We start from the raw sequence: 21,549 nt of genomic DNA, 5'->3' as shown, positions 1-21,549 counted from the left end.
TCTTTTGGGGGAATCGGTGAGGCGCTTCGTTGAAGAGGCGAATCGTGGGCAGCGGACGCTGTTGCCCGAATGCGTGACTTCATTGGCGAGACTAATCCTGCTGAATCGTGGAGAACTCGAAGCCCTCGCAGAATTCAATGCTGATTATTTGCACATTGATGATGGCAAGTGCAGAATTTAGTCCGGGTCTGGCGCGTACCGATAGCGACCTGTAGTAGTTTACCCGCATCACCGTGACTGAGAGGCCGACGCGGCACAAGGCCGGCTCAGCTATTGGCCTCTTTGACGAGGCAAAGGACGTCGCCTTCTGGTCGGCGTCAAGATCAGTGCTTGCGTTTGCTTCGCGACTTTTTTGGCGGTGGGCAGGTCGTGTCACGCACAATGAGTTCTGTCGGAATAAGGACTGACTCGAAAGGTGCGTCCCTGTTGCCGATGCGCCGAAACAGCAGTTGGACTGCGGCCTTGCCAACATTCGGCCTGGGAATCGCGACAGTAGTTAAGGCCGGACGCCACAGGGTCGCTTCGGCAATGTCATCAAAGCCAACGACAGAAAAGTCTTCGCCTGGCGTTAGATTCCGCGAGCGAAGGCCGAGCATGGCCCCGAACGCGACGATATCGTTGAAGCATACGACGGCCGTCGGCGGTTCAGGCAAATCGAGGAGTTGGATGACATGTGCCATTCCAACGTCGCGCGTCTCTCCGCCGGATAGAACCAGCCTCGGCTCAAGTGGAATGCCGTGTTTAGCCAAAGCTTCCCGATAGCCAGCAAAACGATCGCGCCCGGTTGAGATGTTCTCGTTCGAACCGATCATTCCGATCCGCGTGTGACCAAGCTTGATGAGGTGATCTACCGCCTTGATCATGCCACCGCGATGGTCAGGAGAGACGTAGTCGACCTTCGCGCCCGGCACTGTTCGCGAGACAAGAACGCACGGCAGATGGAGCGAATGCAAGGAGTTGACGAAGGATGCATCCGTGCCGACCGCGGGTACGATGAGCAATCCATCAACATTGTATTCTCGCACCGTCTCGATGAAGGCGCTCTGTCTTGCCACCGACTCGCCAGTATTGGACATGAGAACGATGCGGTTCTCGGCTGTGAGCGCATCCTCAATTGCGGCGACGATTTCGGCAAAATAGGGATTCGTAAGATTGTTGACGGCCATCGCGATCATTCGCGTGTGAGGCAGGCGCAAGCTCGCGGCACCGCGATTGTACACGTAACCGATACTTCTGGCCGCTTCCAGCACCTTCTCGCGGGTTCGCTCGGGAATGGTGGGACTGTTCCGAAGCACGAGAGAGACCGTCGCCTTGGACACGCCGCTGGCCTTGGCAATGTCCACGAGCGTCGGTCGAGAGTCGCTCTTTCTTGCTTTCGCGTCCACTATCTCGACGTCCCTAACCCGCCATTTGAAGCTGCCGCTGGGCAGCATTCACAATGCCCGACGATCGTCAAGGGGCGGCATGTCATTCCACCCCGTGAAGAGCCAGTATAGTCCGCATGCGCGCGGCTGCACACTCGGGATCCGTAAAGAGGCCGATCGACGCCGCATGCCGAAAGACGCGGGAGAGGTGCAGGATGGAGCGGGCGCCTTGCTGGGCTCCGAGCATCGTAAAGTGGTCCTGATGACCATTCAGATATGCGAGGAAGACGATACCCGTCTTGTAGTATTGAGTTGGCGCTCGAAATAGCTCGCGCGATAGGGCTACGGTCGGATCCAGGATTTCACGAAAGGCTTTGGTGCCGGCGGTCCGGTCCTCATCGCTCAGTGCCAACAGTGCTGCGGAAGCTGCGGGCGCGATCGCGTCGAAGATGCCGAGAAGTGCGTGGCTGAAGCCCCGATCGTCTCCCGCAATGAGCTCAGGGTAGTTGAAGTCGTCGCCCGTGTACATTTTGAGGCCTGAGGGCAGCCGCCTGCGCATAGCGATTTCGTACTTCTCGTCGAGAAGTGAGATCTTGATGCCGTCGATCTTGTGAGCATTGTCCGCGATCATCCCAAGGCAAACGTCCATGGCCGCGCTGATGTCGTGGTGTCCCCAATAACCGGCGAGCGCAGGGTCGAACATGTCGCCAAGCCAATGAAGAATAACGGGCTGATCAGCCTCGGCCAGCACTCGCCTATAGACCTCGGCGTAGTCGGTGGGACCGCTCGCCGCGAGTACCAATGCCCGACTCGCCATTAGAATTACTCGTCCTCCGAGTTTCTGGACGAAGGACAATTGCTCGGAATAAGCCTTCACGACCTTGTCCAGGCTCGCGCCGACGGGATCAATGTGGTCCGTTCCGACGCCAGAGAAGACAATTGCGCCCGGCCGCGCTTTGGCGCTCTCGACTGTGTTTCGGATCAAGGTTTGAGCTGAGGCCCAGTCAAGGCCCATGCCCCGTTGGGCCGTGTCCATAGCCTCCGCGACGCCCAATCCAAGATCCCAGAGGTGGTCTCGGAAACGCTGAGTGGCCTCGAAATCGATTGCGATGTCCCGCATCGGGGAGATATCGGCGCGGGGATCGGCAACGACATGTCCGGCGGACAAGGCGATCCGCGCCATGGGCTGGTTCAGCTTCGACGTGCGCCATTTGGCGGGAGCAGGCATGGTGAATTCATCCACGCGACCATCGTCACCCGGCAATCGAATGAGAGTCATTGGACGTTGCCTCCTTCGTTGGTTGTCCGACGGCGTGCGAGCAGGGTGGTTTCACCATCCTGCACGAACGTTCCATCTTGCTTCGTAACTTCGAATGCGAGAGCGAGAATGCCGTGGCCCTTGCTCGAGAGCCGAGCGCTTGCGATGCGCACGTTGGCTCCGATCCGATCGCCTGCGAAGATTGGCGCCCGAAATCTCCAGTTCCAGCCGAGCGATGCGATCGCCATGATTCGGACTGCGGATCGGTTTTTGAGGCCATCCACAAGCGCCAATCCCAATAAGCCATGTGCAACTCTGGCTGGGAATCCCAACGACTTGGCGAATTCGTCATCCATATGGACGTCGAAGAAATCTCCGGATAGGCCCGCAAAGCTGACGATATGGGCATCCGTCACAACGAGCCGGCCTGTTTCGTAGCAGTCGCCTTCGGCGATATCTTCAAACCAATATTCGCCGGCCTCGAGCCGGCGTCCCGGCCTTCCCATCACAGGCTCCGCAGTGCAAGGCCGCCATCGACGCGAACGACTTCGCCGGTCGAATAGCCAAGCTGCCCCTTCGCCAACATCGCTGCCGCCCTTCCGATGTCGTCGGGCTCACCCCAGCGCTTGATGGGGGTAAGCCCCTCGGCGATCAGGCGGTCGTATTTTTCTCTCGCCACGGCGGTCATCTGAGTGCGGATAATTCCGGGGCGGATCTCGTAGGATCCGATGCCATGCTCGGCGAGGCGGACCGCAAAGAGTTGGGCCAGCATGGAAAGCCCTGTTTTGGAGATGCAATACTCTCCGCGATCAATCGACGCGAATTCGGCATTGATGGATGACACAGTAATGATGCTGCGAAACGAGGACGTGTCCGCAGCGATCATTCGACGCGCGACTTCCTGGGTGAGGAAGAACGGGCCGCGCAGGTTGATCGCCATGACCCGATCATAGCTGTCGGGGGTCACTTTCAGGAGGTCATCCCGGATTCCGACGGAGACGCCTGCATTGTTGACCAGGCATTCGAGGCCCCCGAAGGCGCCCCATGCTTCTTCGACGAACTGCTGACGCGCCCCTACGCTCGAGATATCGAAAGCAACGGCCTGTGCTTCTCCGCCGCTTCTGCGGATGGCGTCCACCGTTTCGGAAAGATCTGTCGAACCAGGCAGGTCGTTCACGACGACAGCGAACCCTGCGCCGGATAGGGCAGACGCGATGGCCCTACCTATCCCCCGACCCGCCCCGGTGACCAAAGCGCGCGGGCGCCCCTGATTGTTCATGCGCGTTTCCCTGTGTCTCATGCTCGGCCGTGGAAAGGCACTTGCCAAAGCCCGTAAGAGCTGTTACTGGATCGATCTACTAGATCGTTCTACTATATCGTTCTAGTGGCGCAAGCAAGAGAAAACTAGTCGCGGCACGGAGGAGCCCAAAATGAATCGTCCTGTAAATCGCCGAACTGTCGTAAGCGGGATGGGTGCCCTCGGGCTCATGGGCGTGGGCGCAAGAGCCCAAGGGCTTGGTCCGATGCCCTCGTCACCCGTCGCGCTCAATATCATGGACGTGGCTGGCAATCTCGCTCTGAGCCAGAAATCCATCGACGCCTACAGGCAGCAGAATTCCAAGCTAGTCTCGCGCATCGCCTTCTCGAAGGCGCCAGCGCCGGAGCTCGCCAGCAAACTGAAGGCGCAGCAGTCAGCCAATCGCGTCGATATCGACGTCGTTCTCACCGGCACGGATGGGCTGTTTGCCGGGATCGAGCAGCAATTGTGGCAAGAGCTACTGCCGCAGTATGCGGGCGCGTTGCCGAAGCCCGAAGAGATTTACGAGCGCGGCGCGCTGAAGATGCAGGCCCTGGCAAAGGGGCAGGGGATGGAGATTGCCTATACGCCGTCGGGTCCGCTGTTTGAGTACATGCCTGAGCGTGTCAAAAAGGTTCCGAAAACCGCCGACGATTTGCTTGCTTACGCACGTGAGAACAAAAACCGTTTCCTGTATGCGAGGCCCGCCAACTCAGGACCGGGACGCACCTTCCTGATGGGGCTCCCCTACCTTCTCGGGGACAAAGATCCCTCGGATCCGCAAAAGGGGTGGGACAAGACCTGGGCCTATCTGAAGGCGCTCGGCGAGAACATTGAATATTATCCTTCCGGAACTGGGCAGACGATGAAGGAGCTCGGTGACGGGACGCGGGACATGATCGTTTCGACGGTTGGTTGGTACATCAACCCGCGGGTGCTCGGCATTGTACCCAAGGAGGCGGCGCTCTGTGCTCTGGAGGGCTTCCATTGGGTCGCGGACGCAATGTTCTTTGCCGTGCCGAAAGGCGTGGCGGCAGAGAAAATGCCCGTCGTGATCGATCTGCTCAAGCACATGCTCAAGCCTGAGCAGCAGGCCTTTGCGTATGACGAAGGCTATTTCTATCCAGGGCCATCTGTGAAGACGTCGACGCTCGCAATGGCTCCGCAGGAAAGCCGGGACGCCATCAAGGAGTTCGGCTGGCCTGACTACGATCGCGTGACCGCGTCCACACCGCTCGAAATACAGCTCCAAGCGGATCAACTCGTGGCCGCGTTCCGGCGCTGGGACGAGGAAATCGGCGGCGCCAAGCGCAAATAGCCGCGGGAGAACCTCCCAAACTGGGGCTGCCCGATGCGATCTGGCAGCTCCCTTTTTCGCAATTTCAAGTCGACGGAATCGTAGCGGTCGACACACGGGATCAGGATCCATGACTATCGCCCTCCAGAAGTTTGACGAGCTCCGCCTCGAGCAGGTTCGCCGCGAGTTCGGGGGATTGAACGCGCTCAAGGATGTGACGCTCACCGTGAAGCGCGGCGAATTCATAGCCCTGCTTGGGCCCTCCGGTTGCGGAAAGTCGACGACGCTTAACTGCATTGCCGGGCTTCTTCCAGTTACGGGGGGATCCATTTGGCTCGACAAGCGGCGCATTGACACGCTTCGACCGGAAGAGCGCGGCTTCGGAATGGTGTTTCAGAGCTATGCGCTTTTCCCCCACCTCACCGTGAAGCAGAACGTGGGGTTCGGGCTGAAGATGCGCGGCGTGCCGAAAGCAGAAATTTCGCGAAAGGTGGACGAAGCGCTGGCACTCGTCCGCCTCACCGGGCAAGCGCAGAAGCTGCCCGGCCAACTTTCAGGCGGCCAGCAGCAGCGCGTCGCGATCGCGCGAGCGATCGTCATCGAGCCACCTCTCGTTCTGATGGACGAGCCCTTGTCGAACCTTGACGCCAAGCTGAGGCTCGAGATGCGAGCCGAGATAAGGCGGATTCACAACACGCTCGGCGCGACCACGATCTACGTCACCCATGATCAGGACGAGGCTCTCTCTCTCGCCGATCGAATCGTCGTGCTGAAGGATGGCGTTATCCGCCAGGTCGGCACCCCCAACGAACTCTATGAGAAGCCGGCTCACATTGACGTGGCGGACTTCATGGGCTTCCGAAACCGTATCAAGGGTCGGGTCATCCGTCAGGCCGGCGCCAGCGCCACCCTTGCGGTTGGCGGCAGTGAGGTCACTGGCATCATGCGAAGCTCAGTGCAGGACGGCTCCGAAGCCTACGCCGCGATCCGCGCGGATGACCTGATGACTGGCGAGCCCGGGCAGAATGCGTTCGCCGCCCGGATTGAGACCATCGAGTATCGGGGGCGCGAGTTTGTCGGAACTGCGCGCACGTCAGACGGCATCGATCTCGTCTTCAGATCGGATCATGCAGTGGCGCTCGGCGCAAATGTTCATCTGCGCGCTGCACCGGAACGTGTCCTCGTGTTCAGCGAAGCGATGTGAGGCGTCCATGACGATGACGGTCCTCGCCGAGAAGCAGATCATTGAATCTGGTCCGAGTCTGCATCAGCGGCTCGCCGCACGAGGCTTCGATGCGGTGACACTTCTGGTCATCCCGGCGTTCGCCTTGTTGGCGCTGCTCTTTGTTTACCCGTTCGCATATGGGCTGATCCTGTCGTTCGAGCCGAAGGCCGGATCTGCCTGGTCGAACTATCAGCGCTTCTTCACGGACCCGTACCTCTACACTACGATCTGGAAAACGCTCCTTCTGTCGGTTCCGGTCACGGTGCTGAATCTCGTCGTTTCGCTGCCGGTCGCGTTCCGGGTGCGGCTAATGTACCGGCAGCGGCTGTTGACGACGATTCTCGTCGTACCGATTACGCTCGGAACGGTTCTGATCGCTGAAGGCCTCTTGAACTATCTGGGGCCTCAGGGGTGGTTTAATCGCACTTTGATAGCGGTCGGACTGATCGATCATCCGCTGCGCCTCGTGCACAATTATTGGGGCGTTTTCGCATCTCTGCTGATCAACGGCTTCCCGTTCACCTTCCTCCTTGTCCTGTCCTATGTGACGGGGATCGATCCAGCACTTGAACAGGCCGCCGCTACTTTGGGCGCCAACGCTCGGCAACGTTTCACCAGCGTATTTCTGCCGATCTTGATGCCGGGACTTGCGATCACCTTCTGCCTTAGCTTCGTGCAGGCGTTCTCGGTCTTTCCCTCGGCCGTCCTCCTGGGTGAGCCGGCGGGACAAACCAGGGTGATTTCTATTGCGGCCTATCAGGCTGCGTTCGAGGAGTACGATTATTCGATGGCGTCTGCGATCGCGATGATCATGGGCATCGTTCAGCTCGCGATCGTCCTAGGCATGATGGCGACCCGCGGACTGTTCTATCGGGGGCCCGTCGCAGGGACGAAAGGGTAGGATCGATGATCCGCGACACTTCTCTGTCATCAAAACTGTGGATCCGAGCAGTCTGGATTTTTGTCGGATTCTTCATTCTCAATCTGTTCGCGATGATCGGCTCGGTCGTGACGAGCTCGTTCGCGACTCGCTGGCTTGGCACATGGTTTCCTGCCGGCTGGACCACGCGTTGGTATTCATCGGCCTGGAGCGAATTCCAGCTCCAGGACGTCCTGCTTGTGACCTTCGAAGTCGTCGGCGCGGTCGTTGTCATCTCGGGACTATTGGGCGTCACCGCGGCGTACGCGCTCGCCCGCCGAGACTTCGCTGGCAAGAAGATCATCATGCTGGTTATCCTCCTTCCGTTGATCGTGCCACCGATCACCTTCGGCATCCCGCTCGCCACCGTCCTTTACCAGACTGGGTTTGCAGGAACGTTCTGGGGCGTTGTCGCGGCCAACCTGGTCCCGACCGTGCCGTTCGTTATCCTGGTCATGATTCCGTTTATCGAGCAGATCGATCCAAGGCTCGAGGCGGCTGCACGTGTGTTCGGCGCGAACACGTTCAAGTTATTTGTGCACGTTCTGATGCCCTTACTTCTTCCCGGCATTCTGGCCGCCCTGTTGCTGGTGCTCGTTCGAACGATCGCAATGTTCGAGCTCACCTTTCTGGTCGCGGGCCCTACGAGCCAGACACTCGTAGTCGCTCTCTATTACGCTGTGTTCGCCGCTGGTGTGCGGGCCGTTCAGTCAATCGATGCGATGGCCGTCGTCTACATGGTGACAACCCTTGTCTGGTTGATCATCGCGCTGAGGTTCGTGAACCCAACGCAGATTGTCACTCGTGCCAAGCAGCAGCCGGCCCACTGACGCCAGTCCGTTTGGCGACATCACTTAGGAGATCGAAGGTGAAGCAAAAGATCATCACAGCATCCGAAGCTGCGAAACTCGTCGGCGATGGCGACGTCGTTTGCATCGGAGCCTCTGCGGGATTGAATTGCCCCGATTTCGTACTCGCCGCCATTGGCGAGCGGTTCCGCTCGGAGGGGCACCCGCGAGACCTCACGGTATTCTCCCCGATCGCCGCCGGTGACATGTACGGGATCAAGGGAATCGATCATCTGGCCCAGAAGGGATTACTGTCGACGATCCTCGCCGGCTCCTACCCAAGCGGTCCTTCGTCGCTCCCGTCTCCGGCGATTTGGGAGATGATCGGCAGGAACGACGTCGCCGCATACAACCTCCCCTCAGGCGTCATGTACGATATGGCGAGGGACGTTGCGGCAAAGCGGGCGGGCGTGCTGACCAAGGTCGGCCTCGATACATTCGTCGATCCTCGGCTCGACGGCTGCAAGATGAACGAGGCGGCAGTCAAAAGGGGAGAAATCGTACGCCTTGTCGAGTTCGGCGGCGAGCCCTGGCTTCATTTTCCCAATCACGCTCCTCAAGTCGCCATCATTCGCGGCACGACGGCCGATGAGCGCGGCAACATCTCGATGGAGCATGAAGGCGCTGTTCTGGGTATGGTCGATCTCGCGCTTGCTGCGCGCAACTCCGGCGGGATCGTCATCTGCCAGGTCAAGCGGACGACTGCATCCGGTTCGATTCCGACACACCGCGTCCACGTTCCGTCGACGCTCGTAGACTACATTGTGGTTGACCCGGAGCAGGCACAGGCAACCGAGATCTCTTACGATCCCGCCATAAGCGGTGAGACGCGTCGTCCGCTTTCCTCGTTCGAGCCGGAGCCGTGGAGCGTCGAGAAAGTCATCGCCCGCCGCGCCGCGATGGAGCTGACGGACGACAGCGCCGTCAATCTCGGCTTCGGCATTTCGGCCATGGTCCCCCAGATTCTCGTGGAAGAAGGCCATGCCGAGGCGGTCACATGGGCTATCGAGCAGGGTGCAGTCGGCGGTGTGCCGCTTACCGGTTTCGCATTTGGATGCGCCGCGAATGCGCAGGCGATCTTTCCCACGCCACAACAATTCACCTATTTCCAGGGTGGCGGCTTCGACAGTTCGTTCCTTTCATTTCTGGAAGTCGACGCATTCGGAAACGTCAACGTGTCGCGTCTCGCCGCACGACCTTATTTGACCGCGGGATGCGGAGGCTTCGTTGATATTACGGCGAACGCCCGCAAGATCGTCTTCAGCGGTTATTTCATGGCGGGCGGCCTTAAGGTGTCCGCAGGCGAAGGCAGACTGCGCATCCAGCAGGAGGGCAAGATCGCAAAGTTCATTCCCGAGGTCAGCCACGTGACGTTCAGTGGTCGGCGGGCTGTGGATCGGGGATGCGAGGTCACATACGTGACCGAACGGTGCGTTCTGGCGCTCAGGCCGAGCGGTCTGACCGTCGTGGAGATTGCCCCAGGGGTTGACCTCGAACGTGACATCATCGCGAGGGCAGGCACGCCCCTCATCGTGGCCGACGATCTGAAGCTGATGGACGAACGACTATTTCGTCCGGAGCGGTTCGGCCTGAAATTACACGACCGGACGGGCACGAAGCCACTGAGCAAACAACGCGCCGCCTGAGGAAATCGAAATGTCGAAGCAGATTGTCGCAAATTCCGTCTTCGAAGCGAGTATGCCGCGTCCCGGCGTGGTGCTGGTCCAAATCGTTTCCAAGCCTCTCGGTGTCTTCACGGTGCAGGCGCGCCGTGAATTGAAGGCTCTGCTGGAGCGCGCTCGGGCCGACTATTCGGCACGATGCGTAGTCCTGATCGGAACGGGGGCGGCCTTCTCGGTTGGTTCAAACATCCGGGAGTTTGAGGCGACGGCGGAATGGATCGAATCTGCTCGTCTCGCGGAGACGGGGTTGAACGAGGCTATTGAGCTCGGACCGGTGCCGGTCATCGCCGCCTGCAATGGGCATACGCTTGGCGGGGGGGCGGTCATGGCGCTCGCCTGCGATATCCGGATCGCGGGACGCAGCGCGAAGTTCGGTGTACCGGAGGCTAAGCTGGGTGCGATGCCGACCGCCACAGGGACCATGCGGCTGCCCCTCCTTGTCGGCCGTGGCCAAGCACTTCGTTTGATGCTGACAGCACAGCCGATCGATGCGGAAGAGGCGTACCGGATCGGGATCTTCGATGAGCTGGTTGATGATGACAAGCTGCTCGATCGAGCCTTGGAAGTCGCCGGCCAAATCGCTTCGGTATCGCCTGAAGCGGTTCGCGCATCTCGGCGCTGCGTTTCAGTGGCATTGCGGCTCGGATATCACGCCGGGTTGGCGATGGAGTCTGAGATAACGATTCCTCTAGGGCTCTCCGACGACGCGATTGAAGGTAAGGCAGCCTTCGTCGAGAAACGTGCGCCCCGGTTTAAGTAGAGAAGTGACTGCGATGCCCGAAATATTGGTTCGCCCCCTGCCGCTGTCGCGTTGTTCGATCAACACTGCCACTCTGGGGCACCGTTCTTCCATTCAAGACGTCATCGAACGCGTGGCCCGTCACGGCTTCGGTGGAATTTCGCCGTGGCGCCGGGATCTCGAAGGACAGGACCATCGCCTCGTCGGCAGGCACATTCGAGACGCTGGTTTGGCGTTGAGCGGCTACTGCCGCGGAACCTACTTTCCGGGCGCAGACCGAAGCAGTTTTGAAGCGAACGTTGCCGACAATCGCCGTGCAATCGATGAGGCGGCCGAATTGGGGGCGCCGTGCTTTGTCCTGGTCGTCGGGAGCCTCCCGGCGGGGAGTAAAGATCTGAATTCAGCTCGGGCGCAAGTGGCCGAGGGCCTTGATATCCTCCTGCCTTACGCCAGAAAGGCGCGCGTCGGCCTCGCGGTAGAACCCCTCCATCCGATGTACGCGGGCGACCGCTCATGCATAACGAGCCTCGGAGAAGCTCTGGCGCTTTGCGAACGCTTGGATCCGTCGCGCGAAGGTGGGATCGGAGTGGCCATAGACGTCTATCATGTCTGGTGGGACTGGCGCTTGAGTGAGGATATTGCCGCCGCCGGCCGATCGGAGCGCATCATGGCTTTCCACGTCTGCGATTGGCTCGTCCCGACCAACGACCTTCTGCTCGATCGTGGAATGACGGCAGATGGCGTCATGGACATCAAGCATATCAGGCGCGACGTTGAGGCCGCAGGCTATAGCGGCTTCACGGAAGTCGAAGTCTTTTCCAGACGTTGGTGGTCCACGCCCGAGGACGACGTTCTGGTCGCTTGCGCCAAGGGTTTTTCCTCGATTTGAGAACGCGGCCGGAACTGGCGCCAAATTGCAATCGAGGACGGACATGGACAATTCGGACGGTCGAGTGATTCTCGATGCCCTCTTGCAAGCAGCGCTAGATGCTGCGCGCCCGGCGGGTAGGTTCGCCGGACGCCTCCCTGATCCGCCATCGGGTCGCACGATTGTTGTGGGCGCCGGCAAAGCCGCCGCGAGCATGGCGCAAGCATTTGAAGCCGAATGGCCGCATTCGCTCGAGGGTCTCGTTGTCGCTCGGTACGGCCATGCCGCAAAGACGAGATCTATCGAGGTCGTGGAAGCATCTCACCCTATGCCGGATGCCGCCGGGCTGCGGGCAGCGCAGAGAATACTGGAGCTCGTCCGGAGCGCTCGCCCCAACGATCTCGTCGTTGCCTTGATCTCAGGAGGGGCATCTTCGCTCCTGAGCGTGCCTGCGCCTGGCCTGACCCTGGATGAGAAACGCGTGTTGACTTCCCAGTTGCTGCGCTCGGGTGCGCCGATCAGCGCCATGAACGAGGTTCGGAAAGCGCTCTCGGCAATTAAGGGTGGACGTCTCGCGGCAGCCTGCCGCGCCAAGCTGGTCACCTACGTGATTTCCGACGTCCCCGGAGATGATCCGACCATCGTCGGTTCTGGTCCAACGGTCGTGGCAAAATCATCCCGCTTGGTTGATGTCCGCGCGATCCTTGATCGCTACGGAATCAACGCGCCAGCCCACGTCGCGAAGGTCATCGCCGCCAATGTCGCGCCTACCAGTGTCGACGGTGAGACTCACGTCATCGCAACGGCGAAGACGGCGCTCGACGCAGCCGCTCTTGCTGCGCGCCGGCTGGGCATTGAGCCCCTGATTTTGGGAGATGCCATCGAGGGGGAGGCGCGCGAGGTCGGCGTCGTCATGGCCGGCATTGCACGCTCTGTTCTGAGCTGCGGAACTCCGGCGAAGCGCCCCTGCGTGATCTTGTCGGGAGGCGAGACCACAGTCACGATGCGCGGGCAGGGACGAGGCGGCCGAAACACGGAATTCCTTCTTTCGCTGGCAATGTCCCTTGATGGCGCGGAGGGGGTCTCTGCGATCGCCGTGGACACGGACGGCATCGATGGATCCGAGGATAACGCCGGCGCGTGGTTCGATCCTACGTTTGTCTCGTCGGCCGGCGACTCCGAAGTCGATCTTGCCGCGCATCTAGCCCGAAATGATGCCTACGAGGCGTTTGCCAAGATGAACCGCCTCGTGATGACAGGGCCAACACTGACCAATGTCAACGATTTCCGCGCAATCTTGGTTCAGTGAGCGTAAAGCTCCGTCGGCCCCAAAGCTCACGAACTGCCTAAGCGTAAGATTGGATCAAATATCGCAGGTTTGGCTGGACATGAGGAAAGGGGGTAGCGTTCACTGACTTGAACCCCCGACAGCTCTTCCGGCGAGACGATTTGAGCCTTAGAGTTCACATCATGCCATATGACGCCATCGCTATTGGGATCTAGTTGGCCACAGGTTGCTGGTGCTGGCTTAAACTTGCCCGTGATGGATTGGAGCGAGAGTTCAAGTATTTCAGTCGGGTGTGTGCACGACGTGTGCACCGGGAGATCAAGAAAAATCTTGCTGCATCCCGTGTGAGCAGACCTTCTGAAGAAGGGCGGAGCCGCCTCCGGTTGGCGCACGCACGACCGAAAAATTCCGAGGAGAGAGGGAGAAAGCGCACTTGCTGGTTGCCTGCGCTCCCACGAGGATGGAGACTCGCCAGCGGCGGACGCAAAGATCGACGATGTTGACGACCGCTTGAGTCATTTGCTTCGTTTATTGTGCAAGCGCTTGCCGGTTGGAATAGCCGAAAATCCCTCTTCCCGGTCCCAGGGGAGCAGACGTGTAACGTGCGAAGCGGTCGCCGGCTGCCGGCATGTTGGGGAATTCAGGCGTCGAGGCGGCCCGAGACATGCTCCATCAGCGGTACGACCTACCCTCCGGTCGCAAAGCCGGGGAAGAGCATCATGCCGCCGTCGATGAACAGGGTCGCGCCCGTCACGTAGTCGGCGCCATCCGACACCAACCACGCGACCGCCTGGGCGATGTCGTCTGGCTCTCCTATGCGCTTATAGGGCACCAAGGTCATCAGGCTTTCGTAGGCCTCTTTGGTCTCCCAGGCCGGCCGGTTGATGGGCGTGCGAATGGCGCCCGGTGCAATCCCGTTGACACGAATGGCGAGCGGAGCCACCTCCTGGGCCACGCTTCGCATCATCTGCATGACGGCGCCTTTCGAGGCTGCATAGTTTGCGTGCCCCGCCCAGGGTATCTCCTGATGGACAGAGCTCATGCAGACGAGCTTGCCGGCCGCGACGGAGACGTCCTTCACGACACCTCGCCTCTTGAATTCGCGGATGGCTTCCCTGGCGCAGAGAAACTGGCCGGTCAGGTTGACGCCGATGACCTTATTCCATTGTTCGAGAGTCATGTCATGGAATGGAGCATCGCGCTGCAGACCCGCATTGCTGACCACGATGTGCAGTGTCCCGAAGTGCTCGACAGCGCGGGCAAACATCGTCTCGACGTCCTCCTCACTGCTGACGTCCGCCTTGACCGTGATCGCCTTCCGACCCAACGCTTCGATCCGGTGGGCCACGTCTTCAGCCGCTTGCGGGTCCACGATGTAGTTGACGATGACGTCGGCGCCAGAGGCGGCGAGACCCAGGGCGACAGCACGGCCGATCCCAGAGTTTGCGCCGGTGACGAGGGCTGGCTGGCCCTCCAGCACGACCGGAAAACGGGCTGCGGGTCGAGGACGTTCGCCGGGGAGGGCTGGTGCTGTGGGGTCGGTCGTGGTCTCAGCCATGGTTGCCTCCTAAAGCGAGTTCGTCGCCTGCTGTCCTTTGCTGGGAACCGGCTTCTTGCTGCCGCGGTGCTCAGAGGGTTTCTCGCGGTGCGTGAGGTTGTGGGCCGTATTCACCAGTGCGATGTGCGCGAACGCCTGTGGGAAATTCCCGACGAGGCGCCGGCGTTCGACGTCGTACTCTTCCGAGAGCAGGCCAATGTCATTGCGCAGCGCCAGAAGCCGCTCGAACAAGGCCTTGGCATCCGCGTCACGGCCAATCAGATGATACGCATCGGCAAGCCAGAAGCTGCAGGCGAGGAACATGCCTTCGCCGGGCGGGAGACCGTCCTTTGTTGCACCCGTGTCATATCGGCGGACGAAACCGTCCTGGAGCAATTCCCGCTCGATTGCCTTGATGGTCGAGATCACGCGCGGATCATCGGGCGGCAAGAAGCCGACTGCCGGAATCAGCAGTAGGTTGGCATCGAGCTGCGGCTCGCCATACACCTGCACGAAACTCTGCCGATGTTCATCGTAACCGTGCCGACACACATCTTCGTGGATCGCGGCGCGTTGTGCTTCCCACTCTCGTACCGGCCCATGCATGCCGAACTCGGCCGCCGACTTGATGGCACGATCGAAGGCCACCCACGCCATGATCTTCGAGTAGGTGAAGTGCTTGGCGCCGCCGCGAACTTCCCAAATGCCTTCGTCTGGTTCGGTCCAGATGCCTTTGAGATGGTCGAGCAGGGCACATTGGATCGCCCATGCCGGCTTGTTCTCATGAAGCCCGCCGCGACGCGCCTGATAGAGAGCGTCCATCAACTCGCCGTAGACATCGAGCTGAAGCTGGGTGTGCGCCGCGTTTCCGATGCGCACCGGCTTCGAACCTTCATATCCCGAGAGCCACGGCACCTCCCACTCGGTCAGCCGGCGCTCGCCCGTGACCGCGTACATGATCTGGAGTTGCTTGGGGCTTCCCGCCACAGCGCGGACGAGCCAATCTCGCCAGGCGCGCGCCTCGTCGTAGTACCCAGCTCCCATGAGGGCCAAGAGGGTCAGCGTGGCATCGCGCACCCAGCAGAACCGATAATCCCAGTTTCTTGGGCCGCCGATCTGCTCAGGAAGGGAGGTCGTCGCCGCGGCAACCATGCCGCCGCTCGGGGCGAACGTCAGTGCCTTCAGAGTGATCAAAGAGCGCTGAACTGCATCGGAGTACGCTCCTGCTGCTTCGCAGCGGCCAGACCACTCGCGCCAGAAACGGTCCGTTGCGTCCAATAGCGCGCCTGGATCCTCGGCAGCCGCAGGGTCCTGGTACGAAATCTGGTAGGAAAGAACGAAAGAGACGCACTGTCCCTTCTTGACCGAAAACGAGCTGATGCTCTTCATGGACTCGCCGTGCATGGGCGCTTCGGTTCTCAACAGCAGCATCGAGTCCCCCGCAACAAGGCTGAGCGCCCCGTCTTCAATGCGACTGACCCACGGCACGCTCATGCCATAGTCGAAGCGCGCGACCAGCTCGCCGCGCATGTCGACCTTACCCTCCAGGCCCTCGACGATCCGCACGACCTTTGAAACGTCTGTCTTTGGAGGCATGAAATCGGTGAGGCGGACACGCCCCCGGTCAGTCGCGAAGACCGTCTCGATGATCAGCATCCTCGGCCGGTACCGGCGCTCGCGTCGATGTTCACCGACTGGGCAAAGCTTCCAGTACCCGTTGTCCTCGTTGCCGAGAAGCCGTCCGAAGCAGCTATCGGAATCGAAACGAGGGAGGCAGAGCCAATCGATCGACCCGTCGCGCCCAACCAGGGCTCCGGTCTCACAATCGCCGATCAACGCGTAGTCTTCGATCCGAGCCATTCAACTTACCCAGTCGGACCAATGGGAGTCTCGCCCTTGGGTTCCGGCTGCGGGATTTCGGCGGCATAGACTTTCGGCGAAAAGGCAGGTCCGACGTCAGGGGCGGCCGGTAGGTGGCCGGCGATCGGCCGATGGATCGGGGATCGATCCGCCGGCCTTTGGCAAGAAGACTCGGTCGCACTCGATCTTGATTTTCTTGGGACGGACGCTTCCTTGCGGCGGCGCTTGTGGAACGTCGGCCATTTGAAGCCATGAGGAATGATGGCCTGGCCGTAGTTCAATCCCGCCGATCGCACGAACAAAGCAAATAAACGAATTCAATTGACATTTTGCTGCAGCGATTATGCTATGAAACAATGGATATCGAGCTTGCCAGAACTTTCATCGAGATCGTGTCAACCGGTAGCTTCATCAAAGCTGCCGACCGCTTGCATGTCGCGCAGACCACGGTCAGCGCACGTGTGCGCCTCCTCGAGCAGCAGCTCGGGCGGCCGCTGTTCGTTAGAAACAAGGGCGGTGCGAGCCTCACCCCGGCTGGCGAACAGTTCCTTCGTTTCGCGCCGAGTTTCGTGCAATTGTGGCAGCGCGCAAAACAGCAAGTGGCGGTGCCGGAAGGACACAGCGCTGTCTTGACGATCGGAAGCGAAGTCAGCTTATGGCGCCCGCTTTTAATCGAGTGGGTCAGGGAGTTGAGGCGATCACACTCAGACATTGCACTTCGCGTCCACGTCGACGTTCCTCAGGATTTGATTACTCACGTTGCTGCCGGGCTTGTAGATATCGCGATCATGTACGCTCCCCAACATCGACCAGGGTTGGAGGTAGATCTGGTCATGGAGGAAGAACTCGTTCTCGTGACCACCGATCTCGCGAAGTATCACGAGAACGATCCCCGATATGTTCACGTCGAATGGGGTTCTGAGTTCGCTCTTCATCATGCCGTGAGCTTTCCGGAAACCGTGCCGAGCCTCGTAACAAACCTTGGTCCGCTTGCGCTCAGCTATATCCTCCTGGAGGGAGGTTCCGGATACTTCCGAATGCATGCAGTTCAGTCATATCTTGCCGAGGGCAAACTTCACCTAGTTCCTGGTGCGCCTCGGTTCTCATTCCCCGTTTACGCCACACACGCGACAAATGTTGATGCCGCAGCGTTGGAGGCGGCACTCGTCGCACTGCGCAAGGCTGCAAGCGCAGGGAAGTAGCTCGACAGGAAAGTGTGTCGGCTCGTTCAGTAAGAACATGTGCAATGCGTCAGCATTGGCGAAGCGCTAAGGCGACGTCGCCAGACCATTACCATGCATCATCGACACGCTGTGCCGCCGATTAGGTCGGCGGTGATACTCCGCTCGCTCGCACTTCAAGCACCGCGAGGCTTCGTTCCCTACCACGCTCGGTCCAATGAATTGACTGCCCAGGTCCAAGTCCAATGAGGGCGGTGCCAATCGGACTTAGAACCGAGATGCAGTGAGCGGTTCTGGTTTCGTCGGGAAGAACGAGACGACCGCGACGAAGACGTGAGGTTCCAAGCTCTACGAACTTCACCTCGCATCCGAGTCTGACGGCCGAACTCCATGCGGAGGTGTCTGAAATCATGTCGGCACGATCAATCTCCTCTCGAAGAAGGCAATCGGTATCGACGCTTCTCGTTGGCAAGTCTTCCAGCAGCCTGAGCAGCTTTTCTCGGTCCATTCTCGTTAGAACTATGGACGGTCGGTCAGGAAGTCTGTGTCCAGCGTTGGTCATGGTACCCGTCTCCCGGAGAGCGGCACCTTCCCATCGGCCGCCTTCGACGACAAACGAATTTATTTGACCGTTCGATGCAATGAAAACGCTGGGCTGAGCGACATAGATCCAATGCGGCCGCGTGGCAAAAGTCGCAGTGATAAAAGCCACAAAGCGCGCTATGCAATTGCCGCAGGGCAACGTGACCGCACGACGGTGGTTGTGCGCGTTCTCCGAATGATGCGCTATCCAGATCACGAATGCGCGCTTTGCTGTCTGAGATGTCAGGCGCGAGCTACTTCGTTGGTTGGCGATTCCGGGCTGGGCTTCACGAGCAGGCCAACTTGATCCGCGATGAGAATTCAAGGCCGTATCTCATCGCGGTTCAATTCTGCAGAGATCGGAAAGGGTCTAGTACGAAGGTACGAAGCAGTTCGCGACAAAACGGCGCGCACCAACGGAGTATCTTGATTTCGCGGACCGTCGCGCCAAGTATGTTGGCATGATTATCATCGCGCTCGATCAACAATATTCGGTCGAGGGCCACCTGCAAATTGGCAGGTGACCCGGGTAGCCTTAATGGCTGTCCGGGATAATGATTTTTACAACAATTTTTCCTGCTCTGTCACGAGATGCGTAGCACGCGTTGCGCGCTCGTTTGACATGAGCCTGTCGGCGAAGGTGCGCCGCGATACGAAGCTTGGTCAATTGGCGACAGGGCAACTTGCAGCACTATCGAGCTAACACCGAAGGAGTTCAAGCGATGACAGAGGCGAGAGAGATCGGGCGAGTGTACATGAACGCCGCGAGCGATGTAGTTGCGACCATTGCAGACCATAGTCGCAAAACCGTGCAACTGGCCGGCAACAACACGTTGCAGTCATTTGCATATCTTGCCCGACTTGCCGGCGCCAAAACTGGAATGGAAGCGATCGAGGTTTCAGACGCGTATTATCGAAATCAGATAGATGCGCTGGGGCAGCACGCGAACATTCTGATCGATCTAACCAGGAGGATGCGAAGCATATGTCTAGCCCCCTCTGAACGCCAAGAGTCGGACGAAGGCGACTTACCAGCTCAGGAAAACTGAGGAGTACTGCGCGATGTCAAACAAGCGATTCGATTCCACTGAGCAATTGCCGTCGATCGTCATAGCGCGGCAAGACCATGCGCGCCTTGAACGGTTAGCCGATGATGCCGTGAAAGAACGTCATCCGGTAGGCAGATTCCTGATGTCAGAGATTCGTCGGGCCGTCGTGTTCGATACGAACCAGGTGCCGGATGGCACTGTGCGTCTCAACGAGTGGGTGACCTACAGGGTCGATGGTGGTCGGCAGTCCGAAACCAAAATCCTGGTGTGCCCGCACGATCTTAGAAACGGGCTGATGGAACTATCGGTCCTCTCACCGCTTGGTGCCGCCCTTCTTGGAATGAGCGTTGGGCAGCGTATGAAGTTCTTCAGTATCGAGGGCGGGCTTCATTCCGTCATTGTCGAAAGCGTCCTGGCACCGGCGGGAGCACCACTGTTGTTTCCGGCACAATCCCGCCGCAGCGCCGGTCGGGCTCCCACCAGCGCTCTGGGGCCCGATGACGACGGCCCCCAGGCGGCTTAGGAGCGCATGTGTTGGAAGAGAGCTGGATCGCTCGACAAATCTTAAGGAGTGCGAAATGCAGCGCGACATAGTAGCTGAGATGAGACCGCCGATTGCCATTGATGCTGATCATCTCGCCAGACTATCGGCGCTCTCGTCGGTGGCAAGCGGGCCGATAGCCGAGGTATGTGAGTATCTTCGGGAGGAACTCGACCGAGCGCATATCGTCCCCGCAGATAAATTGCGTCCCGACATCGTTAGTTTCGGCAGTAAGGTGGAATTTCGAGATGAACAGACCGGAAAGATTCAAGAAATAGTTCTAGTTTACCCGCACGATGCCGATATTGCACGCCGACGTGTGTCCGTGCTGACGCCGGTCGGCGCCGCACTTCTGGGGCTTTCGGTTAATCAGACGATTTCGTTCCGCACCAGAATCGGCGAAAGGCGCGAGCTCACCGTGCTCAAGGTCGGCCGCGAAGACTAATAGACGGGCGCCGAAGAGAGGACGTGGGCGCGATGGATGCCATCGCGCCCACTTTGATCGAAGCAGCTCGTTGCTAAGCTGCGATTGGTTATACCTAATCCGACCGATGTCTATCGTGTCGCGCATACGTATCGTGCTCGATCGCCCAAAGGGTCCACACGAGAGCAGTGCCCAGGCAGACAATAATTGCCAAAAGGAGCAATGTCAGTTGGGGAGCTGTGAGCGCGGGGGCGCCCATCGCATGCTTGGCGAAATGTTCGAGCGGCACAGGCATTGCATCCGTTGCGATCGTCCGCGTTTGGGGTCCCCTGAGTTGTCGTCCATTGTGCGAGCCTTGCAAACGAAAAATGTTGTCAGTTCTCATCGACAAGAATGCTAAGTGCGACAGCGAGCAAGTCGTGCGCCTATGGTCATTTAGACTGAAGAATTCTCGCGCCATTTTCGTTTCGGCCAATCGGGACCAACGATGATGGTTTTGGTTTGTCAAATGTTGATCGACGTGTAGGTTGACCTCAGTGTGGTCCGCGAGCCAGGAGCAGGAAAAATGCCGACAGATCATGCACCCGAGGAACCATTGCGGGGCTGTCGATGTTCCGAGCTTCAACGTATGTCAGACCAAGGGCTCTGATGTACAGAAGGATTCTCCTGGCATTTGATGGATCACCGGATGGCCGCGACGCGCTCGTTCATTCCCAGAACGTGGCAGCCGCTTGCGGTTCGACGGTTCATCTCGTTGCGATCGTTGACTCGCCCGAGCGAATGCTCACCCTCGAGGGAGGGGCATCGTCTTTCGCAAATCAGGGAGTTGAAACGCGGGCACTGCTCGACGAGGCTGTGAGGCAGCTCACGGGCACCGGATGCGCCGCAGCAGCAAGCTGAACTATGGGAGGCCGGCAGAACAGATAATGCTCGCCGCCGTTGAGATAGGCGCGGATCTAATTATCGTCGGTCGCCGAGCTCAAGGAGCGCTCGCCCGCTACTGAATGGCCTGGCAGATGGATCGACCTTGCCCCAACTGCCATGCAGCGTGCTTGTAGTGGCCAAGTGTGTGCGTACGCAAGCAGCTTAACGCTTATGAAGCTCAGAGGTGGCTACCGAGCGCGAAGCCTCAGCATTTCCTCTTGTCGAACCCTGGTGCACCAACCCCTCCTGGTCTGACGCCGACTGATGATTCTCCCCTGAATCGAGTTCGCAGCAGCGTGACTGTGCGGCAAAAGTCCGCAGCTGCCTTGGGATCGCGTCTTTAGAGCATACATGAGAGCAGTCATGTTTGATCGAGCTTCCAATCATTCTCCTCGCAGCTCGGGGTATCGGCAAACCCGCTCGTGAACCGGGCGTGCGCCGCATCGCGTGCTCGCGCCCGGAGGTCCGAAGCCCTAAATCTGGTCCCGCAGTGAAGCAGGGGCCTCGTCTTGCGGTCACAACCCCTTGCCGCGGGAAATCCATTCGCCAAGCCACGCATTCAGCGCAGTCGTGGAGAAGGTCAGCGGGCTCTGGATGCCCGCCGAGATAGGAGAGATTAGTCGTGACAAGAGAAATCGAGACCCGAGAACAGCGCGAGAGGCGGGA

Annotated in this window: 21 protein-coding genes; 14 read left to right on the top strand and 7 right to left on the bottom strand. The window is 59.5% G+C overall.

Annotation, left to right across the window (positions count from 1 at the left end):
• Positions 1 to 323: 323 nt before the first annotated feature.
• The 4 genes from EAV90_RS26715 to EAV90_RS26700 are packed head-to-tail and all read right to left on the bottom strand — an operon-like array spanning position 324 to position 3,901.
• On the bottom strand, positions 324 to 1,433 hold the full coding sequence (locus tag EAV90_RS26715) for a LacI family DNA-binding transcriptional regulator (protein ID WP_129145145.1): 1,110 nt from the start codon (positions 1,431 to 1,433) through the stop codon (positions 324 to 326).
• A gap of 34 nt (positions 1,434 to 1,467) precedes the next feature.
• Positions 1,468 to 2,643: a dihydrodipicolinate synthase family protein gene (locus EAV90_RS26710; RefSeq protein ID WP_129145144.1), complete on the bottom strand. Its 1,176-nt coding sequence runs from the start codon at positions 2,641 to 2,643 to the stop codon at positions 1,468 to 1,470.
• Entirely contained in the window at positions 2,640 to 3,128 is a 489-nt protein-coding gene (locus tag EAV90_RS26705) for a MaoC family dehydratase (protein WP_129145143.1), read from the bottom strand. The genes EAV90_RS26710 and EAV90_RS26705 overlap by 4 nt, the downstream gene beginning before the upstream one ends.
• On the bottom strand, positions 3,128 to 3,901 hold the full coding sequence (locus EAV90_RS26700) for a 3-ketoacyl-ACP reductase (RefSeq protein WP_129145142.1): 774 nt from the start codon (positions 3,899 to 3,901) through the stop codon (positions 3,128 to 3,130). The genes EAV90_RS26705 and EAV90_RS26700 overlap by 1 nt, the downstream gene beginning before the upstream one ends.
• A 151-nt stretch (positions 3,902 to 4,052) precedes the next feature.
• Here EAV90_RS26700 and EAV90_RS26695 point away from each other — a divergent pair, with 151 nt between their 5' ends.
• The 8 genes from EAV90_RS26695 (at position 4,053) to EAV90_RS26660 (ending at position 12,806) form a co-directional block, all read left to right on the top strand.
• Positions 4,053 to 5,237, top strand: a complete 1,185-nt coding sequence (locus EAV90_RS26695) for an ABC transporter substrate-binding protein (protein WP_129145141.1) — start codon at positions 4,053 to 4,055, stop codon at positions 5,235 to 5,237.
• 109 nt (positions 5,238 to 5,346) lie between these two features.
• Entirely contained in the window at positions 5,347 to 6,420 is a 1,074-nt protein-coding gene (locus EAV90_RS26690; protein ID WP_129145140.1) for an ABC transporter ATP-binding protein, read from the top strand.
• 13 nt (positions 6,421 to 6,433) lie between these two features.
• Positions 6,434 to 7,342, top strand: a complete 909-nt coding sequence (locus EAV90_RS26685) for an ABC transporter permease (protein ID WP_129145157.1) — start codon at positions 6,434 to 6,436, stop codon at positions 7,340 to 7,342.
• A gap of 5 nt (positions 7,343 to 7,347) precedes the next feature.
• Positions 7,348 to 8,190: an ABC transporter permease gene (locus EAV90_RS26680; RefSeq protein WP_129145139.1), complete on the top strand. Its 843-nt coding sequence runs from the start codon at positions 7,348 to 7,350 to the stop codon at positions 8,188 to 8,190.
• A 38-nt stretch (positions 8,191 to 8,228) separates the two neighbouring features.
• Positions 8,229 to 9,854 (top strand): acyl CoA:acetate/3-ketoacid CoA transferase, encoded by a 1,626-nt coding sequence (locus tag EAV90_RS26675; RefSeq protein WP_129145138.1) that lies wholly within the window; start codon positions 8,229 to 8,231, stop codon positions 9,852 to 9,854.
• A 10-nt stretch (positions 9,855 to 9,864) separates the two neighbouring features.
• Positions 9,865 to 10,650, top strand: a complete 786-nt coding sequence (locus EAV90_RS26670) for an enoyl-CoA hydratase/isomerase family protein (RefSeq protein ID WP_129145137.1) — start codon at positions 9,865 to 9,867, stop codon at positions 10,648 to 10,650.
• Between the two features lie 37 nt (positions 10,651 to 10,687).
• Positions 10,688 to 11,518 carry a sugar phosphate isomerase/epimerase family protein gene (locus EAV90_RS26665; protein ID WP_430644750.1) on the top strand — a complete coding sequence of 277 codons (831 nt, stop codon included), beginning with the start codon at positions 10,688 to 10,690 and terminating at the stop codon, positions 11,516 to 11,518.
• Positions 11,519 to 11,561: 43 nt separating this feature from the next.
• Complete coding sequence (locus EAV90_RS26660) at positions 11,562 to 12,806, top strand: glycerate kinase type-2 family protein (RefSeq protein ID WP_129145135.1); 1,245 nt, start codon at positions 11,562 to 11,564, stop codon at positions 12,804 to 12,806.
• A gap of 664 nt (positions 12,807 to 13,470) precedes the next feature.
• Here EAV90_RS26660 and EAV90_RS26655 read toward each other — a convergent pair.
• Positions 13,471 to 14,343 carry an SDR family oxidoreductase gene (locus tag EAV90_RS26655; protein WP_129145134.1) on the bottom strand — a complete coding sequence of 291 codons (873 nt, stop codon included), beginning with the start codon at positions 14,341 to 14,343 and terminating at the stop codon, positions 13,471 to 13,473.
• Positions 14,344 to 14,352: 9 nt separating this feature from the next.
• Complete coding sequence (locus EAV90_RS26650; RefSeq protein ID WP_129145133.1) at positions 14,353 to 16,182, bottom strand: glycoside hydrolase family 15 protein; 1,830 nt, start codon at positions 16,180 to 16,182, stop codon at positions 14,353 to 14,355.
• A 356-nt stretch (positions 16,183 to 16,538) separates the two neighbouring features.
• Here EAV90_RS26650 and EAV90_RS26645 point away from each other — a divergent pair, with 356 nt between their 5' ends.
• On the top strand, positions 16,539 to 17,384 hold the full coding sequence (locus tag EAV90_RS26645) for a LysR family transcriptional regulator (RefSeq protein ID WP_129145132.1): 846 nt from the start codon (positions 16,539 to 16,541) through the stop codon (positions 17,382 to 17,384).
• 121 nt (positions 17,385 to 17,505) lie between these two features.
• On the opposite strand, the gene EAV90_RS41805 is transcribed toward EAV90_RS26645, so the two are convergent.
• A complete protein-coding gene (locus tag EAV90_RS41805; protein ID WP_129145131.1) occupies positions 17,506 to 17,925 on the bottom strand; it encodes a GreA/GreB family elongation factor in 420 nt (139 codons plus the stop codon).
• A gap of 775 nt (positions 17,926 to 18,700) precedes the next feature.
• Between EAV90_RS41805 and EAV90_RS26635 the strand changes: the two genes are divergently transcribed.
• From EAV90_RS26635 to EAV90_RS41795, 5 genes are all read left to right on the top strand, one after another.
• Complete coding sequence (locus EAV90_RS26635; RefSeq protein WP_164937111.1) at positions 18,701 to 18,994, top strand: phasin family protein; 294 nt, start codon at positions 18,701 to 18,703, stop codon at positions 18,992 to 18,994.
• A 13-nt stretch (positions 18,995 to 19,007) separates the two neighbouring features.
• Complete coding sequence (locus tag EAV90_RS26630) at positions 19,008 to 19,517, top strand: GreA/GreB family elongation factor (RefSeq protein WP_129145129.1); 510 nt, start codon at positions 19,008 to 19,010, stop codon at positions 19,515 to 19,517.
• A 55-nt stretch (positions 19,518 to 19,572) separates the two neighbouring features.
• Entirely contained in the window at positions 19,573 to 19,980 is a 408-nt protein-coding gene (gene rnk / locus EAV90_RS26625; protein ID WP_129145128.1) for a nucleoside diphosphate kinase regulator, read from the top strand.
• Positions 19,981 to 20,568: 588 nt separating this feature from the next.
• Complete coding sequence (locus EAV90_RS41800) at positions 20,569 to 20,859, top strand: universal stress protein (RefSeq protein WP_129145126.1); 291 nt, start codon at positions 20,569 to 20,571, stop codon at positions 20,857 to 20,859.
• Positions 20,838 to 20,963 (top strand): universal stress protein, encoded by a 126-nt coding sequence (locus EAV90_RS41795; protein ID WP_129145125.1) that lies wholly within the window; start codon positions 20,838 to 20,840, stop codon positions 20,961 to 20,963. Before EAV90_RS41800 ends, EAV90_RS41795 begins: the two co-directional genes overlap by 22 nt.
• The last annotated feature ends 586 nt before the right edge of the window (positions 20,964 to 21,549 follow it).

This window comes from Bradyrhizobium vignae, from assembly GCF_004114425.1.
In the GTDB taxonomy this organism is placed as follows: domain Bacteria; phylum Pseudomonadota; class Alphaproteobacteria; order Rhizobiales; family Xanthobacteraceae; genus Bradyrhizobium; species Bradyrhizobium vignae.
The sequence above is the reverse complement of the archived record's forward strand: the minus strand, read 5'-3'. Positions and strand labels throughout refer to the sequence as shown.

Coding starts and splice junctions, on each gene's coding strand:
- EAV90_RS26690 (WP_129145140.1), top strand. CDS start 5,347: ATGACTATCGCCCTCCAGAAGTTTGACGAGCTCCGCCTCGAGCAGGTT.
- EAV90_RS26695 (WP_129145141.1), top strand. CDS start 4,053: ATGAATCGTCCTGTAAATCGCCGAACTGTCGTAAGCGGGATGGGTGCC.
- EAV90_RS41800 (WP_129145126.1), top strand. CDS start 20,569: ATGTTCCGAGCTTCAACGTATGTCAGACCAAGGGCTCTGATGTACAGA.
- EAV90_RS26650 (WP_129145133.1), bottom strand. CDS start 16,182: ATGGCTCGGATCGAAGACTACGCGTTGATCGGCGATTGTGAGACCGGA.
- EAV90_RS26710 (WP_129145144.1), bottom strand. CDS start 2,643: ATGACTCTCATTCGATTGCCGGGTGACGATGGTCGCGTGGATGAATTC.
- EAV90_RS41805 (WP_129145131.1), bottom strand. CDS start 17,925: ATGACCAACGCTGGACACAGACTTCCTGACCGACCGTCCATAGTTCTA.
- EAV90_RS26655 (WP_129145134.1), bottom strand. CDS start 14,343: ATGGCTGAGACCACGACCGACCCCACAGCACCAGCCCTCCCCGGCGAA.
- EAV90_RS26700 (WP_129145142.1), bottom strand. CDS start 3,901: ATGAACAATCAGGGGCGCCCGCGCGCTTTGGTCACCGGGGCGGGTCGG.
- EAV90_RS26635 (WP_164937111.1), top strand. CDS start 18,701: ATGAACGCCGCGAGCGATGTAGTTGCGACCATTGCAGACCATAGTCGC.
- EAV90_RS41795 (WP_129145125.1), top strand. CDS start 20,838: ATGCGCCGCAGCAGCAAGCTGAACTATGGGAGGCCGGCAGAACAGATA.
- EAV90_RS26660 (WP_129145135.1), top strand. CDS start 11,562: ATGGACAATTCGGACGGTCGAGTGATTCTCGATGCCCTCTTGCAAGCA.
- rnk (WP_129145128.1), top strand. CDS start 19,573: ATGCAGCGCGACATAGTAGCTGAGATGAGACCGCCGATTGCCATTGAT.
- EAV90_RS26705 (WP_129145143.1), bottom strand. CDS start 3,128: ATGGGAAGGCCGGGACGCCGGCTCGAGGCCGGCGAATATTGGTTTGAA.
- EAV90_RS26645 (WP_129145132.1), top strand. CDS start 16,539: ATGGATATCGAGCTTGCCAGAACTTTCATCGAGATCGTGTCAACCGGT.
- EAV90_RS26685 (WP_129145157.1), top strand. CDS start 6,434: ATGACGGTCCTCGCCGAGAAGCAGATCATTGAATCTGGTCCGAGTCTG.
- EAV90_RS26670 (WP_129145137.1), top strand. CDS start 9,865: ATGTCGAAGCAGATTGTCGCAAATTCCGTCTTCGAAGCGAGTATGCCG.
- EAV90_RS26680 (WP_129145139.1), top strand. CDS start 7,348: ATGATCCGCGACACTTCTCTGTCATCAAAACTGTGGATCCGAGCAGTC.
- EAV90_RS26630 (WP_129145129.1), top strand. CDS start 19,008: ATGTCAAACAAGCGATTCGATTCCACTGAGCAATTGCCGTCGATCGTC.
- EAV90_RS26715 (WP_129145145.1), bottom strand. CDS start 1,433: ATGCTGCCCAGCGGCAGCTTCAAATGGCGGGTTAGGGACGTCGAGATA.